Source organism: Paeniglutamicibacter selenitireducens (genome assembly GCF_051550675.1).
In the GTDB taxonomy this organism is placed as follows: Bacteria; Actinomycetota; Actinomycetes; order Actinomycetales; family Micrococcaceae; genus Paeniglutamicibacter.
In genome coordinates, this window is sequence record NZ_JBPULF010000009.1 from 123,938 (window position 1) to 139,041 (window position 15,104).

General features: G+C 68.7%; 16 protein-coding genes and 1 riboswitch. Of the genes, 12 read left to right on the plus strand and 4 right to left on the minus strand.

The genetic code is table 11. The features are described 5' to 3' along the window. Positions 1-17: 17 nt before the first annotated feature. Positions 18-1,235 (minus strand): cytidylyltransferase domain-containing protein, encoded by a 1,218-nt coding sequence (locus tag ACSYDW_RS15260; protein WP_438339586.1) that lies wholly within the window; start codon positions 1,233-1,235, stop codon positions 18-20. Positions 1,236-1,548: 313 nt separating this feature from the next. Between ACSYDW_RS15260 and ACSYDW_RS15265 the strand changes: the two genes are divergently transcribed. From ACSYDW_RS15265 to ACSYDW_RS15280, 4 genes are all read left to right on the plus strand, one after another. Further along, on the plus strand, positions 1,549-2,001 hold the full coding sequence (locus ACSYDW_RS15265; protein ID WP_438339587.1) for a MarR family winged helix-turn-helix transcriptional regulator: 453 nt from the start codon (positions 1,549-1,551) through the stop codon (positions 1,999-2,001). Between the two features lie 149 nt (positions 2,002-2,150). Further along, positions 2,151-2,396, plus strand: a complete 246-nt coding sequence (locus tag ACSYDW_RS15270) for a hypothetical protein (protein WP_438339588.1) — start codon at positions 2,151-2,153, stop codon at positions 2,394-2,396. Between the two features lie 336 nt (positions 2,397-2,732). Continuing rightward, positions 2,733-3,032: a DUF4193 family protein gene (locus tag ACSYDW_RS15275; RefSeq protein WP_438339589.1), complete on the plus strand. Its 300-nt coding sequence runs from the start codon at positions 2,733-2,735 to the stop codon at positions 3,030-3,032. A gap of 295 nt (positions 3,033-3,327) precedes the next feature. Beyond that, positions 3,328-3,987 carry a 4a-hydroxytetrahydrobiopterin dehydratase gene (locus ACSYDW_RS15280; RefSeq protein ID WP_438339590.1) on the plus strand — a complete coding sequence of 220 codons (660 nt, stop codon included), beginning with the start codon at positions 3,328-3,330 and terminating at the stop codon, positions 3,985-3,987. 27 nt (positions 3,988-4,014) lie between these two features. Here ACSYDW_RS15280 and ACSYDW_RS15285 read toward each other — a convergent pair whose 3' ends face one another. Then, positions 4,015-4,287, minus strand: coding sequence for a DNA gyrase subunit A (locus tag ACSYDW_RS15285; protein ID WP_438339591.1), 273 nt, complete (start codon positions 4,285-4,287; stop codon positions 4,015-4,017). A gap of 196 nt (positions 4,288-4,483) precedes the next feature. Between ACSYDW_RS15285 and panD the strand changes: the two genes are divergently transcribed. Beyond that, complete coding sequence (panD, locus tag ACSYDW_RS15290) at positions 4,484-4,909, plus strand: aspartate 1-decarboxylase (RefSeq protein WP_438339592.1); 426 nt, start codon at positions 4,484-4,486, stop codon at positions 4,907-4,909. Between the two features lie 80 nt (positions 4,910-4,989). Then, entirely contained in the window at positions 4,990-6,678 is a 1,689-nt protein-coding gene (locus tag ACSYDW_RS15295) for a long-chain-fatty-acid--CoA ligase (RefSeq protein ID WP_438339593.1), read from the plus strand. A gap of 24 nt (positions 6,679-6,702) precedes the next feature. On the opposite strand, the gene ACSYDW_RS15300 is transcribed toward ACSYDW_RS15295, so the two are convergent. Continuing rightward, positions 6,703-7,533 carry a MerR family transcriptional regulator gene (locus ACSYDW_RS15300; protein ID WP_438339594.1) on the minus strand — a complete coding sequence of 277 codons (831 nt, stop codon included), beginning with the start codon at positions 7,531-7,533 and terminating at the stop codon, positions 6,703-6,705. Positions 7,534-7,756: 223 nt separating this feature from the next. On the opposite strand from ACSYDW_RS15300, the gene lhgD reads away from it, so the two are divergent. Both lhgD and ACSYDW_RS15310 read left to right on the plus strand, forming a co-directional pair. Beyond that, on the plus strand, positions 7,757-8,965 hold the full coding sequence (lhgD, locus tag ACSYDW_RS15305; protein ID WP_438339595.1) for an L-2-hydroxyglutarate dehydrogenase: 1,209 nt from the start codon (positions 7,757-7,759) through the stop codon (positions 8,963-8,965). A 71-nt stretch (positions 8,966-9,036) separates the two neighbouring features. Further along, positions 9,037-9,101: riboswitch (guanidine-III (ykkC-III) riboswitch) on the plus strand. A gap of 11 nt (positions 9,102-9,112) precedes the next feature. Next, positions 9,113-9,427, plus strand: a complete 315-nt coding sequence (locus ACSYDW_RS15310; protein ID WP_438339596.1) for a DMT family transporter — start codon at positions 9,113-9,115, stop codon at positions 9,425-9,427. Here the strand turns inward: ACSYDW_RS15310 and ACSYDW_RS15315 are convergent. Then, a complete protein-coding gene (locus tag ACSYDW_RS15315) occupies positions 9,424-10,077 on the minus strand; it encodes a TetR/AcrR family transcriptional regulator C-terminal domain-containing protein (RefSeq protein WP_438339597.1) in 654 nt (217 codons plus the stop codon). The two genes, ACSYDW_RS15310 and ACSYDW_RS15315, sit on opposite strands and share 4 nt — an antisense overlap. Before the next feature lie 263 nt (positions 10,078-10,340). Here ACSYDW_RS15315 and ACSYDW_RS15320 point away from each other — a divergent pair, with 263 nt between their 5' ends. From ACSYDW_RS15320 to thiS, 4 genes are all read left to right on the plus strand, one after another. After that, positions 10,341-11,645, plus strand: coding sequence for an MFS transporter (locus tag ACSYDW_RS15320; RefSeq protein ID WP_438339598.1), 1,305 nt, complete (start codon positions 10,341-10,343; stop codon positions 11,643-11,645). 70 nt (positions 11,646-11,715) lie between these two features. Beyond that, positions 11,716-13,368 (plus strand): amidohydrolase, encoded by a 1,653-nt coding sequence (locus tag ACSYDW_RS15325; RefSeq protein WP_438339599.1) that lies wholly within the window; start codon positions 11,716-11,718, stop codon positions 13,366-13,368. A 224-nt stretch (positions 13,369-13,592) separates the two neighbouring features. After that, positions 13,593-14,816, plus strand: a complete 1,224-nt coding sequence (gene thiO, locus ACSYDW_RS15330) for a glycine oxidase ThiO (RefSeq protein ID WP_438339600.1) — start codon at positions 13,593-13,595, stop codon at positions 14,814-14,816. Further along, positions 14,813-15,052, plus strand: a complete 240-nt coding sequence (gene thiS / locus ACSYDW_RS15335; protein ID WP_438339601.1) for a sulfur carrier protein ThiS — start codon at positions 14,813-14,815, stop codon at positions 15,050-15,052. Before thiO ends, thiS begins: the two co-directional genes overlap by 4 nt. Positions 15,053-15,104: the final 52 nt, after the last annotated feature.

Genomic DNA, 15,104 nt, shown 5'->3' on the forward strand with positions numbered 1-15,104 from the left:
GGGTTGGGTGCCGGCGGCTAGTTGGCCCAGGCGGGGACGGCGTCCCGGTGGAGGGAAGCCTCGGGGCTGCCGGTTTCGATGCGTCCGGCGAGGATGAGGTCGGCGGCTTCCCGCACGGCCCCGTGGCCGCCGGGTGATGCGAGCCGGTGCCGGGCCGCCGCATGGACTTCCTCCCGGGCATCGGCGACGGTCAGCGGCCACCCGACAAGGTTCATGGGGTCGAGGTCGTTGACGTCGTTGCCCAAGTAGGCGACGCGGTCGGGATCCAGGCCGCGCTCGGCCATCCAGCGCTTGAGCACGCCGGCCTTGTCGCCCACTCCCTGTGCCACGTCGATGCCGAGCTTTGTCGCGCGGGCCGTGACAACGGGGTTGGTTTCGCTGGAAAGGATCATGAGGTGGATTCCCGCCTTCTTCAGCAGGGAGATGCCCATGCCGTCGGAACGGGAAACCCGCACGGACTCCATGCCGTCCTGACCCAGGTAGGCGGTGTCGGCGGTGTGGACGCCGTCGAAGTCCGTGACGAGGGCGTCGACGTCCAGGCCGTGGGCGGGGGCGGTCCTGGCCAGGCGCCATTGCGCCAGTTCGAGGTCCGCCATGGTGTCGATGTCGATTCCGTGTTCCTCCGGGACCAGCGCCAGGGCGAGGGAACCGAAGAACCTGTGCCCGGCCTCGAGGAACCCGGCGGTGTCCATCACGTAGAAGGCGCCGGTTTCCCTGAAACGCGGTTCGCGGTCCTGACGGCGCGGGCGACGGGTCTCGTCGTGGCCGCTCGGATGGGCCGAACCGGTTTCATCGCAGGTCCAGTGGAACCCGTGGTCGGGAACCACCGAGAAGCTGACATCCGCTGCGCCGCTGGCGACAGTGGTGATGGCTGCCTGCAGGTCTGCGGGGTCGATCACCGGGGACGTGCACTGGACGAAGATGGTGATTTGTGGGAGTACGTCCAGGGTGCCCAGGGCGTGCAACAACACCGATTCGCTGCTTGCTGTGTCACCGGCGATCTCTGCCGGGCGGTCGATGACTGTTGCACCGCGGGACAGGGCTTCGGCCTTGATGTCCGGGTGGTCCGTGCTCACCACGACGTCGATAACTGACGGAGTGGCAAATGCGGATTCAATGGCCCGGGCCAGCAAGGTCTGGCCGCCGATCCTGCGCATGTTCTTTAGCGGGATTCCCTTGGAACCACCCCGTGCAGGGATGATGACCAGGGTTTTCGCTTCACTGTTCGTGCTCACATCAAGGACGCTATCGAGGCAATTCAACGCCCTGCCGGCATTTAGGTTAACGGCAGAAGACGAGTGGGAAACCAATGGAAACCTCTCCGAAAGGACCCCTGGCCGCACCCGTTCGAGGCCGGCGCCCTTGGTTCTGGAATCCGCTGCGAGCAACAAATGGACGCGAAGTGACCCCTGCCCAGGAGGAAGGAACCTTGGTGCGGGAGCCGTCGGGACGGGTCGCACGCGTGGCTGGCATGTGGGGTCCGTGGCAGGTGAAGCGGGGCGGTACCTATGATGGAAGGGACGAGCCATCCACCAAAGCAGGGAAAAAGTGAGCGAAGAACCTCTGGCAGACCCGCTGGCACTGGAGAACCAGGTCTGTTTTGCCCTTTCCCTTGCATCACGCAGCGTCATTGCCGCCTATAAGCCCGTTCTTGAGCCCTTGGGCCTGACGCACCCCCAGTACCTCGTGATGCTGACGCTCTGGGAACACGAACCGTTGTCCATCAAGGAATTGAGTGGCCTTCTCCACCTGGATCCGGGAACTCTTTCACCCTTGGTCAAGCGCATCGAGTCGCTGGGATACGTGCAACGCAGCCGCAGCGCATCGGATGAGCGCACCCTTGAAATCATCCTGACCCAGAAGGGCAAGGATGCCCGCGCGATTGCCCTGGAGGTCCCCAAGGAAATGATGCGACGCCTTGACATGGATGCCCATGAACTCGCGGGGCTTCACGCAAGCATGAAGAAGGTCATTGCGGCGGCGCTGCGCGCACCAAACTAACCACTGGCCCGCAGGGCGTGCTTGATTGCCCTCACATTTTTAGTTGGTGCACCAATCGTTGGTCTACAATTTAAATATGACACCGGGCTTCCCGGGGGCGTTCGGCCAGCAAATGCCGGCTGATTCTTCACAGAAGAGACTGGAAAATCATGAGCGACAAGCGACTTCCCATCATTGAAGACATCACCGGGCTGAGCCGGGGCTATCGCCTGCGGTGGCGTCTGCAGTTCCTGGGATTCTCCATCTTTGGCCCGGCCGACCAGCTTCCGAGTCGCGACCCGCGCGAGCGCCTGAAGATCGACAGGGCTCGCAGGGTCCTTCGTGCCCACGAGGCCCAGGGAACCACGGCCCCCGCAGAGGTCGTGGCGACGGCCAGGGTCAACTCCGTTAAATAGGTCCCACCCGACGTGCCGGGACCCGCGCGGGATCACGTCGGCCCCATTGGCCGGTGCGATCCGGTGGGCAAACGGCTTGCCCCGACACGGCGGTACCCCGGGCCGGGGCCGCGCCGAACACCGACTACGCCGGTGGCATAACGGGTGGAACGGCAGCCGAATCCGCCTGTTTTGGCGCTTTTTTGGGTGACATTGCTCATCCGGGAACGAAATTTTGCCCCTTATACCCGATTCAGGGCATCAAATCACACACCGCGCGGACAATCGTTTAGGTTTCTCCCGGATTCCTCGCCTATGATTACTCTCGATTCCAGCAGCACGAGCAAAGGTATGGACATGGCCCAGGACTATGACGAAGTACGACCAGACGTAGCCGAGGCGTCCGAAAAGACCCTGCAGCAGGTCCAGAGCATGGATGCACCGACCGCCAAGAGCGTGCAGTCCGACCTCGAGGAAGTCGACCACTCCGAAGGGCAGGAACTGCCCGGCGCCATCGTTCTCGATGAGCTCGTTGTAGAGGTCATCCCGCAGGCAGAAGACGAATTCACCTGTGGCTCCTGCTTCCTGGTTCGCCACCGCAGCCAGATCGCCCTTGAAAAGGACGGCGTGAAGTACTGCCGCGAATGCGAAGGCTAGGTCTTAGGGATTCAACGCCTCGGGGCACCGGAACCGGAAACGGCCAGGAAGCACCGATAGATTGACGTTACGAGGTTGGCACCGCGGGATTTCCCCGGGTGCCAACCTTTTCCTGTATCTGGATGCTTGCTGCGGTGCTTGATCCATCCGAGTCCTGGGAACCCTTGGGGCGGGAACATGTTGGTGGGAGACTTGCGGCATAGGCGGGTCTACCTCCGGGTTCACGCATGGCTGCGTGCCACATGCTGTTTTGTGGGGGCCCGTAGGCGAAGGCCGGAACCCCAAGGAGCGCATCATGCCCGCGACAGATGTCCTGAACACCGAACAGATCCATGCAAACCTGGTGCAGCTGCCCCTGTGGCGCTACGGGCTCGGGGCGCTGCGCACCGCCTTGAAATGCGAATCCTCGGCTGCGGCGCTCGCGCTGTTTGCGGCCATCGGGGGCCTGGCCCAGGACGCCAACCACCATCCCGATGTCGACTGGCGGTATGACACCCTCTTCGTCACGCTGACGTCTCACGATGCAGGGGGAAGGGTGACCGCCCGCGACGCCGCCTTGGCGCGGTCGATTTCCAGCCAGGCCGCCGCGCACGGTGCCGTGGCACGGCCGGAACTCCTGCGCACCGTGGAAATCGCCCTCGACACGGACAACCCGGAAGCCATCTCCGGCACCTGGAAAACCGCTTTGGGCTACCGGGCCCGCAAGGACGGCAGCCTCGTCGATCCGTTGGGGCGCGGCCCGGCGCTGTGGTTCCAGGAGACGGAAACGCCCAACGCGAACAGGTTCCACGTTGATGTCATGATTCCGTTTGCCGAAAGTGCCGCCGTTCTTGAGGCCTTGAGCGCCGACGGCGTGGATCTCGACTACGGGAATGCCCCGATGTGGGTCGTGGCCACGGATGCCCAAGGCAACCGTTTCTGCATCTCCACGGAGGCGGGGCGGGACCTGGGGTAGGGAACCCGCCGGTTTGGGGCATCGGGGCTAAGGTGCCGCAAGCTCCCCTCGAAGCACTTCGATGTGCGTGGCGATCCTGCGGCGTTCATGGGCCGTCCATCGTCGGATCTGCATGTCCAGGACCGCGTGGGCACCGAATTCACCGACACCCAGGATCTTCCCGACGGCGCGCACCGACTCTTCGTGGGTCTCGGCGGTTTCGATGGCTTGGAAGATCTCCTCGCGATGGTCCAGGGCGCACAGCAGGACCTCGAGCAGCTCCAGCGATGCACGCGTGTTCTCGCGTTTGTTGGCGTCCATGGGGGCCATCCTGCCACGGCCGACCGAAGAACCAGGTCAAGGCGCCTTCGGCGCGGTGCATCCAACGCGTGCCGTCCCCGGCCACGGGACTCCGGGGCGGGCGGGGTACCGGAAAGCCGCATAATGGAAGCACGACGTTCGGAACGCCCCGGACCGGTGCCATCAGGCACCGCCCTCGATACATCCAGGAACCACCATGCAGCGCACCATGTTCAAGTCCAAGATCCACCGTGCAACCGTCACCCACGCCGACCTGCACTACGTCGGATCCGTCACCGTCGATTCGGATCTCCTGGACGCGGCAAACATCCTCCCCGGCGAGCTGGTGTCCATCGTCGACATCACCAACGGTGCCCGCCTGGAGACCTACACGATTGCCGGGGAACGCGGCTCGGGCGTCATCGGCATCAACGGGGCGGCGGCCCACCTTGTCAACGTGGGCGACCTCGTCATCCTCATCACCTATGCGGCAATGGACGATGCCGAGGCACGCGCCTTCGAACCGGCCGTGGTGCACGTCGATGCCAAGAACCGCATGGTCCTGCTGGGCTCGGAGCCTGCCGAGGCCGTCGTCGACGGCATGTACACCCCGCCGTTTGCACTCTTCGCCGACGCACACTAACGGGGCGGCAGGACCGGACGTGGCCAAGGACAAGCCGCTTCCTCCCGGCGCACGGCACGGGTTCGCGGCATGATGGTTCCATGGACAACACCGCACCACAGCCCTGGGTCAAGAACTACCAGCCGGGGGTCCCGGCCGAGATCGAGTTGCCGACCGAATCGCTGAGCGCCATGTTCGAGCGTTCCGTCGAGGAAGCGGGCGAGAGCCCGGCCACCGAGTTCTTCGGCCGTCGCACCAGCTACCGCGAACTCGGCGAACAGGTGGCCCGCGCGGCCGAGGGCCTGCGAAGACTCGGCGTGAAGGCGGGGGACAGGGTTGCCCTGATCCTGCCGAACTGCCCGCAACACGTGGTGGCGTTCTATGCGGTGCTGCGCCTGGGTGCAGTGGTCGTCGAACACAACCCCCTATACACCTCGCGCGAGTTGCGCCACCAGTTCGAGGACCACCAGGCACGCATCGTCATTGCCTGGGACAAGGCAGCCGCGGCCGTGCGCGAATTCCCCCGCGACGTGCAGCTTGACCACGTCATCTCGGTGAACCTGCTCGAGGCCTTCCCGGCCCCCAAACGCCTGGCGCTGGGCCTGCCCGTGAAGAAGCTCCGCGAAACCCGGGCCTCGCTGACGGCCCCGGCCCCGGGCACCATGGCCTGGAAGGAGCTGCTGAAGTCCGCTCCGCTCGACCCGGAACACCCGCTGCCCGGCGTGCAGGACCTGGCCGTCATCCAGTACACCTCCGGCACCACCGGCGCGCCCAAGGGCGCCATGCTGACCCACTACAACCTGTATGCCAATGCGCTGCAGGGCGAGGCATGGATGGCCGGGGCCCGGGAACGCGAGGAGATCCTCTATGCGATCCTTCCCATGTTCCACGCCTTCGGGATGACGCTGTACCTGACGTTCGGGATCTTGAAGCAGGGCCTGCTGGTGCTCTTCCCGAAGTTCGACCCGGACCTGGTCCTGGCGGCCATGAAGAAGTCGCCGGCCACCGTGTACTGCGCGGTGCCGCCGATCTACGAGCGCACCGCCATGGCGGCCAAGGAAAAGGGTGTTTCGCTGCGCTCGGCCAAGTACTGCATTTCCGGCGCCATGAACCTCCCGGACCACGTGGTGGAACTCTGGGAGTCGGTCTCCGGAGGCCTGCTCGTCGAGGGCTACGGGATGACGGAATCCTCGCCCGTTGCCCTGGGCAACCCGTTCCACCCGACACGCCGTGCCGGCACCATCGGCGTGCCGTTCCCCTCGACGCTGATGAAGGTCGTCGACGTGGAGAACCCCGAACTCGAGGTCGAACAGGGGGAGCCCGGCGAGCTGCTGCTCAAGGGCCCGCAGGTGTTCCAGGGGTACTGGAACAACCCGGAGGAAACCGCCAAGACGCTGACCCCGGACGGCTGGCTGCGCACCGGCGACGTGGTGAGGGTCGATGCCGACGGCTTCACCAGGATCGTTGACCGGGCCAAGGAACTGATCATCACCGGCGGCTTCAACGTTGCCCCGAGCGAGGTCGAATCCGTGCTGCGGCTGCACCCGGCGGTCAGGGACGCCGCGGTGTTCGGCAAGCCGCTGGAACGCGGCGGGGAAATGGTTGTCGCGGCCGTCGAGCTGGAACCGGGGGAGGAACTCGACGAGGAGGCGCTGCGCGGGCACTGCCGCGGCCTGCTGGCCGGCTACAAGGTGCCGAAGCGGATCGTGGCCGTCGAGGACCTGCCCCGCTCGATGCTCGGCAAGATCCTGCGCAAGCAGGTCCGTGAACAGGTGGTGCCGGGCCTGTAGGTGCCCGGCGCCACCCGGGCAGGCTCAGGCGAACGGCCAGGCGATGGTCATTTCCGTGGGTTCCGCATCCCATGGAAGCACGTGCCAGATTTCGTGGGGCGGACCGACCCGGCTGCCGCCCGAGGCCTCGATCCACCCGCACACCCGGTCGTAGGCGGCGAGGATCGCGGGGAAGTCGGTGTCCTGCCCGCGGACCGTCGCCTGGGCGTAGCGTCCGCCGGCCAGCCGGTAGCTGCGCACCGGATCCGCTCCGGGCTCCGCCGCGGTTTCGAGGAGTGAATCGACGGGCAGGCAGACCTCCAGCGGCCCGTCCGAGTCCTCGGTGATCTCCCGGTGGAAGATCCCGAAGGGCGGGCCGGCCACGGCCAGTCCGCCCGCCCGCGCCGCGGCGTGAAGCCGTTCAAGCCGGTTTTCGATGCCGTCGTCCAGGTCGCGGACGGTGCAGCGAAGCATGACGGAGAGCAGGTGTCGTTCGGGTTCAAGCACGGAGACGACGTTGTCCATGGGGTTTCCCTTCAGGTGGGCCCGCACCTGGGCGAGCAGCGTGGAGATGGATTCGGTGTTGCTGCGAACAGCGGCCTCGTGTCCGCGCAGCTGTTCCAGGGCGGCGTCGGGAGCCTCGGCCAGGTTCCCGAGGAACACGCCGATGGAATCCAACGACATGCCCGCGGCGCGCAGCATGGAGATGATCCTCCCGCGGCTTGATTGCTCCGGGGCGTAGTAGCGATACCCGCTGAACGTGTCGACAACCGCCGGCACCAGCAGCCCCCGTTCGTCGTAGAGGCGCAGGGCCTTGGGCGACAGCATTGTCGATTCGGCAAAGGCGCCGATGTTCATCAGGTTTTCGCGGTTCATGGCTCCAGCCTGAACGTTGCCCCCGGGGGAATGTCAACTATCCGGTTTTGAGCCTGACCTGTGCGTTGCCGAAAAGTCCGGGGCCGCACCGCGTTCACTTTCCGTCGCCGGCGAGGTGCCGGGCCCTTCACACCCGGCCCCGGGTGCACCTATCGTTTCCCTGACACCGCCGGTGCCTTCGGGCCCCGGCGGACCCGGGCACGGCGACGAGGGAAGGCACGCGATGGAACAGCGCATAGCAGTCATTGGCGGGGGCATCGTCGGGGTCGCCGTGGCACGGGCCCTTGCCCAGCGGGAGGCCGGCGAGGTCACCCTTTTCGAGAAGGAGGACAGGCTGGCCCGGCACCAAACGGGCCACAACTCGGGGGTTGTGCACGCGGGCCTCTACTACGCCGAAGGCTCCCTCAAGGCCCGGCTGTGCGCCGAGGGTCGCATTGCCACCCGGGAATTCTGCGCGGAAAAGTCCCTTCCCTACCGCGAGCTCGGAAAGCTGGTGGTGGCCGTCGACGACACCGAGCGTGCCGCGCTGGCCGGAATCGAGAAGCGCTCCCGCGCGAACGGTGTCCCGGGGCTGGTCCGGATCGAGGACCCGGCCAGGCTGCGAGAGATCGAACCCCATGTGGCGGGCGTGGCGGCGCTCCATTCGCCGCACACCGCGGTGGTCGACTACGCGGCGATCACCGAGGCCATGGCGCAGGACGTGCGCACTGCAGGCGGAACCATCCTGCTGGGCCGGGAGGTGACGGACCTGGTCGTCGAACGGGGGCGGGTGAGGGTCGCCACCCCCGTGTCCACCGGGGTTTTCGACAGGGTCATTGCGTGCGCCGGGTTGCAGTCCGACCTGGTGGCGCGCATGGTCGGCGGCGATCCCTCGCCCAGGATCCTGCCGTTCCGCGGGGAGTACTGGCACCTGTCGGGGTCCGCGAACCACCTGGTCAAGGGCATGGTCTACCCGGTGCCTGACCCGCGCTTCCCCTTCCTGGGCGTGCACTTCACCCGCGGGGTCTACGACGAGGTGCATATGGGCCCCAACGCCGTTCCGGCGCTGGCGCGCGAGGGCTACGGGTGGTCCACCATTTCGCTCCGGGACACCATCGGGTCGCTGCGCTGGCCCGGTGCCCTCCCGCTGGCGCGGAAGCACTGGCGCATGGGGATCGAGGAGATCGGCGGCTGGCTGCTCAAGTCGGTGTCCTTCCGGAAGGCCCAACGGTTCATCCCCGAACTGAAGCCCGCGGACCTCGCGTCGAAGGCCCGGGCCGGGGTCCGGGCGCAGGCCTGGGGCAGGGACGGCTCGCTGGTCGACGACTTCGCCGTGGACCGGGTGGGGCCCGTGACGCTGCTGCGCAACGCGCCGTCGCCCGCCGCGACCTCGAGCCTTGCCATTGCCCGGTACGTCCTGGAGCACTACCTGCAGGCCGGTGCCCGGCCCTAGCCGAACCCGCCGGCGTCGCGTCCGGCCGAGGCGCGAAGTTGCCATCGAACCGGGGGTGTGCGACCTTAGAAGCAGACCCCATGACAGGGGCCCGGACGATGGGTGCCGTACCCGGTGTGCGACAAGACGGCCCAGGAGGAATCTGTCATGTCTTGGATCGTGCTGATCATTTCCGGCGTTCTTGAAGCCGTCTGGGCCACCGCCCTGGGTAAATCCGAAGGCTTCACGCGCGTTGTCCCGTCCATCGTCTTCGTGGTGGGCCTTGTCGCAAGCATGTTGGGCCTTGCCTACGCCATGCGGGAGCTTCCGCTGGGCACCGCCTACGCGGTATGGGTGGGAATCGGTGCTACGTTGACCGTCGTCTACGCCATGGCCACGGGCGGTGAATCCGTGTCGCTGCTGAAGGTGCTCTTCCTGGTCATGATCGTCGGCGGCGTGGTGGGCCTCAAGTCCCTGCACTAGGGCCGGCTTTCCCCGCTGCGGGTGGCGTTCACTGCCCCCCGCAGGTGCTCCTCGAGACGGGCCCGCACGGAGGCCAGCAGCATCGCCAGCCCCAGGTCGAAGGCCCTGTTGCTGCGCACCTTGCCGCGCGGCTCCAGTTCCAGCAGGCGCCCCAGGTTGCGGGTTTCGCCCCCGGGTCGCCAGACGGCGTCGGGCGCCGCGTAGTCAAGCCCCGACCCGAGCGCGAAAGCGTCGAACAGCTGGACGAGCACCAGCACCTCGTCGTCCGGGAATCCGGCCTCGACAAGTGAGGACGCGATGGTGTCGTAGGCGTGGATGGCCTGCTGGTCGGTCACGGTGCTGGTGGCGATCAGCGGCACGATGTGGGGGTGCGAGGTGTACATCAGGCGCTCGGCGCGGATGATCGACTCGATGGTCCTGTCCCAGGGCGCGCCCACGGGAACCTCCGTCATGTACCTCTCGGCCAGCCGGCCGCGCACCAGTTCGATGAGCGCCTCGAGGCCCTGGACGTGGTTGTACAGCGAGGGCGGCTTGACGCCCAGGGCGCGGGCCAGGGCGCTGAGCCCGAACGGCTGCCCCGAATCGATGAGGTCTATGGCTGCGTCGGCGATGATGTCCGCCGTGAGCGCGGGACGTTGCGGTCGGGCCATGGGGCTGCATCCTGGGGTCGGCGGGAAATCGGTTGTTGGCCTGCGGTGACCCGCGGGCTCCACTCAAGCCTAGGACACGGCTTCCGTGGTGCGGCGGCATGCCGCGGGGAACAGATTCCGCAAAGGGGTCTTCCCAAATGGTGTGACTGCGGTCATAATCGTTAAAACTAATACCGTTAGTTTACGTGGATGCCGCCCCGTGGGCGCATTTGCCGCCCGCCGTTGCCACATCCCCGTGGCTGAACCCCGGAGAGACTCCCGCCATGTCCCATGCCCCACATTCCGGCCGCATTCCGCTGCGGCTGCCCAGCGCCTCGGCCACCTTCGCCATCGCCATTGCCGGCTACCTGGGCGTGAACCTGTCGCCGTACATGATCACCGCCCTGGAGGTGTCCATCGGGGTCGACTTCATCACCGCCGGGTGGATCGTCACCGGAGTGCTGCTGGCCACCGCCGTGGTGGGGCTGTCCGTCGCACCGCTGTGTGCCGGCCGCTCCAGGCTCGCCGTGGCCCGGGCCGGGCTGCTCCTGGGGCTCGTGGCCTTCGGGGCCGCCGCACTGGTGCCCACCCCGGCCGTGGTCATCGCCGGCCTGCTGCTCGGCGGCGCCGGTGCGGGCGGCGCCGTGGCTGCCTCCGGCGCCGCGTTCGCCGCCTTCACCAACCCGGACCGCGTCGCAGGCCTCAACGGGCTGGCCAACCGCGGGGTCATCACCGTGGTGCTTGCCGTGCTGCCGGTGCTCGGGCTCGCCCCGCTCAACGTGTTCGGCGCGCTGGCGCTGTTCAGCCTGATCGGCCTGGTGCTCAGTGCCTGGCTGCCGCAGGTGCCTGTCGAGAACCCGCAGGCGGCATCCGCCATCGCCGAGGCGGTGCCGCTGCCCGGCAGCAGCACCTCGGCGAAGCCCGGCGACCGCCGGGTGACGGTCGCCGGTTTCACCCTGCTGGCGGTCTTCGCGCTGTGGGCCGTGACGGAGGATTCGCTCTGGGCCATGGGCGGGGTGCTCGGCGAGTCGCAGGCGGGGGTGACCCCGGAAGGGCTGGGCCTGGCGCTCAGCGGCGCCACGGCCGGCGGGCTCATCGGCTCGGTGCTGCTGATGGTCATCGGAGACAGGCTCGGCCGCGCCGTGCCCCTGGCCGTCCTGCTGGTGCTCGGCAGCGCCCTGAAGACCGCCACGGGTTTTGCCACGGACCCCACCGCGTTCATCGTCCTGTTCATCGCCTGGAACACCATCTACGCCATCGCCTTCATGTACTTCGTGGCGGTGTCCGCGGCGCTCTCCGCCGACGGCCGCTGGTCCGGGCCGCTGCTTGCCGTCTACCTTGTCGGATCCAGCCTGACCCCGGTGATCGGCGCCGGGCTGCTGGCAGGGCTGGGCAACCAGGGCTTCACGATCGCCCTGGGCCTGGCCGGCCTGGTGCTGACCGTCCCCGCCGTCGCCGTGGCGCTGCTCTCCACACGGCTTAACAGCGTTCCTGAGGCCGCCCACCCGGAACCGGAACAGGCATCGGGCACGGGATCCGGCCCGGTGCCGGAACCCGCGGTTCTGCCGGCCGGCCACACCACGCCCTAACCCCCCCCAACCACCGCCGGGCACACCACAGCCCGGCCCACTCGATCCGCTGCTTCAGGAGAATCCCCGCATGAACACCACGCTGTACACCAACGCCCGCATCTTCACCGCCGACACCGACCCGGACTCGGCCTGGGCCGAGGCCCTCGTCGTCGAACACGGGACCATCGCCTTCGCCGGTACCGCGGCCAAGGCGCGGGCCGTCGCCGGGCCGGGGGCCGCCGAGGTCGACCTCGAGGGCCGCCTGGTGGTCCCGGGCTTCGTCGATTCCCACACGCACCTGCTGATGACCGGCGAGGCGCTGGCCAAGGTGGAACTGACCTCCGCCCGCACGTTGGGGGAGATCCAGTCCCGGCTCTCCGCGGCCAAGGCGGAAGACCCGGCCGCGGCCCGCGTGCTGGGCCGCGGCTGGCTCTTCGATTCGGTTCCCGAGGGCCGCCCGACGGCGGCCATGCTCGACGCCGCGGTCCCCGACGTGCCCGTCTACCTGGACAACAACGACTACCACTCCTGCTGGGTGAACTCCGCCGCGCTGGCCGAACTGGGCATCACCCGCGAGACCCCGGACCCGATCGGCGGGCGGATCGTGCGCGACGAGGGCGGCGAGGCCACGGGCCTGCTGCTGGAGACCGCGGCACAGCAGTTCGTGTGGCCGCACCTGGCCTCGGTGACGAGTGACGACGAACGCGACGCGGGCCTGGAGCGCGTCTTCGAGGCGTACCTGGCGGCCGGGGTCACCGGCGCCGTGGACATGGCCTTCGACGAGCTCGGCCTGGCCACCGTGGAGCGCGCGCTGCGGCGCCACGGGGGCCGCCTGCCCATGCGGCTTGCCGCGCACTGGTTCGTCGCAAACACCGGGGACGAGGCCGCGAACCTCGCCCAGGTCGGCCGCGCCACGGAGCTGGCGGCCACCGACTTCGGCCCGGACTTCCGGGTGGTCGGCGTGAAGTTCGTGTCCGACGGGGTCATCGACGCCTGCACCGCCGCCATGCACGAACCCTACGTCGACGGCAGCAACGAGGGGCCGATCTGGCCGCTGGAACAGCTCAAGCCGGTGCTGGCCGCTGCCGATGCGGCGGGGCTGCAGGCCGCCGTGCACGCGATTGGCGACGCGGCCAGCGGCATCGCCCTCGACGCGATCGAACACGCCATGGAAACCAATGGCCCGCGCACCCGCCGCCACCGGATCGAGCACCTGGAGTACGCTGCACCGGGCACCGCCGAGCGGATGGCCCGCCTGGGGGTCACCGCCTCCATGCAGCCGGTGCACACCGACTCCGCGGTGCGCGGGAACTGGGACGCAATGCTCGGGGACGAGCGCACCGAGCGCGGCTTCGCCTGGCCGGAATACGAGGCAGCCGGTGCACTGCTGGCCTTTTCCTCCGACGCCCCGACGGCCCCCTATGCGGCACTGCCGAACCTGTACGTCGCCACGACCCGGCGTTCGGCGCTGGACCCGGAGCTTGGCGCCGTGGAGCCGGAGCTGGCCCTGCCGCTGGCCAGCGCACTCATCCACGCCACCCGCGACTCCGCGCACTCGGTGGGCGACGGCGCCACCCACGGGCGGCTGGCCGCCGGGTACGCCGCCGACTTCGCGGTGCTCGACGAGAACCCGTTCGAGGAGGGCAACGAGGTGCTGCTGAGCGCGCGCGTGCTGCGCACCGTGGTGGCGGGGAGGGACGCCTACCTGGCGGTGCGCCCCGGCTCGCAGGCGGCGGTGTAGCACCGCGGGGCAGCTTCCCGCAGGGGGCGTCCGGGGCTGCCCGGACGCCCCCTGCGTCATGTTGGCGGTGATCCGGCGCACATCCCCTACACTGGTTTTCGTACCGCGGGAGCCAGTGTTGCTGGCTGAGAGGGCGCCGCAAGCGCCGACCGACAGGCGCCTTCCGGTTGAGGAACGGCGCGGAACCTGATCCGGGTCATGCCGGCGTAGGGAAGGAGCCCTCCATGTCGTGCACCCTGCCCGATATCCCCACCACCGATCTTGCCGTTGTCGGCGGCGGCATCGTGGGCCTCGGCATTGCCTGGGAGGCCCGCCGTGCGGGCCTCCGGGTGGCGCTCATCGACCCCGCCCCCGGAACCGGCGCGACCTTCGCCGCCGCCGGGATGCTGGCCCCGGTCAGCGAGCTGCACCACCAGGAAGAGGACCTGCTGGAGTTGACGCTCGCCTCGGCCGCACGCTGGCCCGACTTCGCCGCCTCGCTGCCGCAGGGCCCCGGCACCGGCAGCCACCTGCAGGCCACCCCGACGCTGGTGCTCGGTGCCGACCCGGCGGACCGCCAGGCACTCGCCGACCTGTGCGAGGCCCAGCACCGCCACGGCCTGGAGGTCGCCCGGCTGGGCCTGCGTGAGGCCCGGTCCTTCGAGCCGCTGCTGGCCCCGAACCTTGCCGCCGCCTACCTGGTACCGCGCGACCACCAGGTCGATCCGCGCGCCGTCGCCCGGGCCATCCTCGAGGGCCTGGGAACCGATGCTGGCGATGCAACGCCCGCCGCGCTGCTGGTTGACGCCGCGGCCGCCTGCCTGCTGCACGAGGATCCCGAGGACACGCATTCGCCGGTGACGGGGGTGCTGCTCGCCGACGGCCGCGAGGTCCGCGCCCGCGAGGTCGTCGTGGCCAACGGCCTCGGCGCCGCCCGGCTGGGGGGACTGCCCGAGCGCCTGCGCCTGCCGCTGCGCCCCGTGCACGGGGACATCCTGCGGCTGCGCGTACCCGAGGCGCTGCAACCGCTGACCACCGCAACGCTGCGCGGCCTGGTCCGCGGGCTCCCGGTCTACGTGGTGCCGCGCCCCGACGGCACCGTGGTCATCGGCGCGACCTCTCGAGAGGACGGCGCCGCCGGGGTGAGCGCCGGCGGGGTCCACCAGCTGCTGCGCGATGCCCAGGTGCTGCTGCCGGCTGTGGCCGAGCTCGAGCTGCTGGAAACCACCGCGCGGGCCAGGCCCGGCACGCCGGACAACGCGCCCCTGCTGGGCCGGGTGGCCGATGCCCGCGGCGCGGACATCCCCGGGCTGATCCTGGCCACCGGATTCTTCAGGCACGGTGTGCTGCTGACACCGATCGCCGCGCACATCGCCACGGAGCTGCTGCACGGCAGGCACGACCCCGCCTGGGACCGCTTCCGCCCCGACCGTTTCTCACCAGCCCTTCACCTCCAGGAGATCCCATGAGCACCATCCACCTCAACGGCGCCAGCCACCCCCTCGCCGAGGGGAGCACCCTGTCGGACCTTGTCGCCGCGCTGACGGGACGCGAGCTGCTGCCCACCGGACACCCCGCCGACGGTGGCCGGCTGGGCATGGCCGTCGCGCTGAACGCGGGCATCGTCCCGCGCAGCCAGTGGTTCTCCACCGGCCTGTGCGCCAACGACCAGGTGGAGGTCGTCACCGCGGTGCAGGGCGGCTGACGCACCGCCCGCACGCCCCGCGCTCCCGCGAACCCGTATCCGCCGGCCGAAG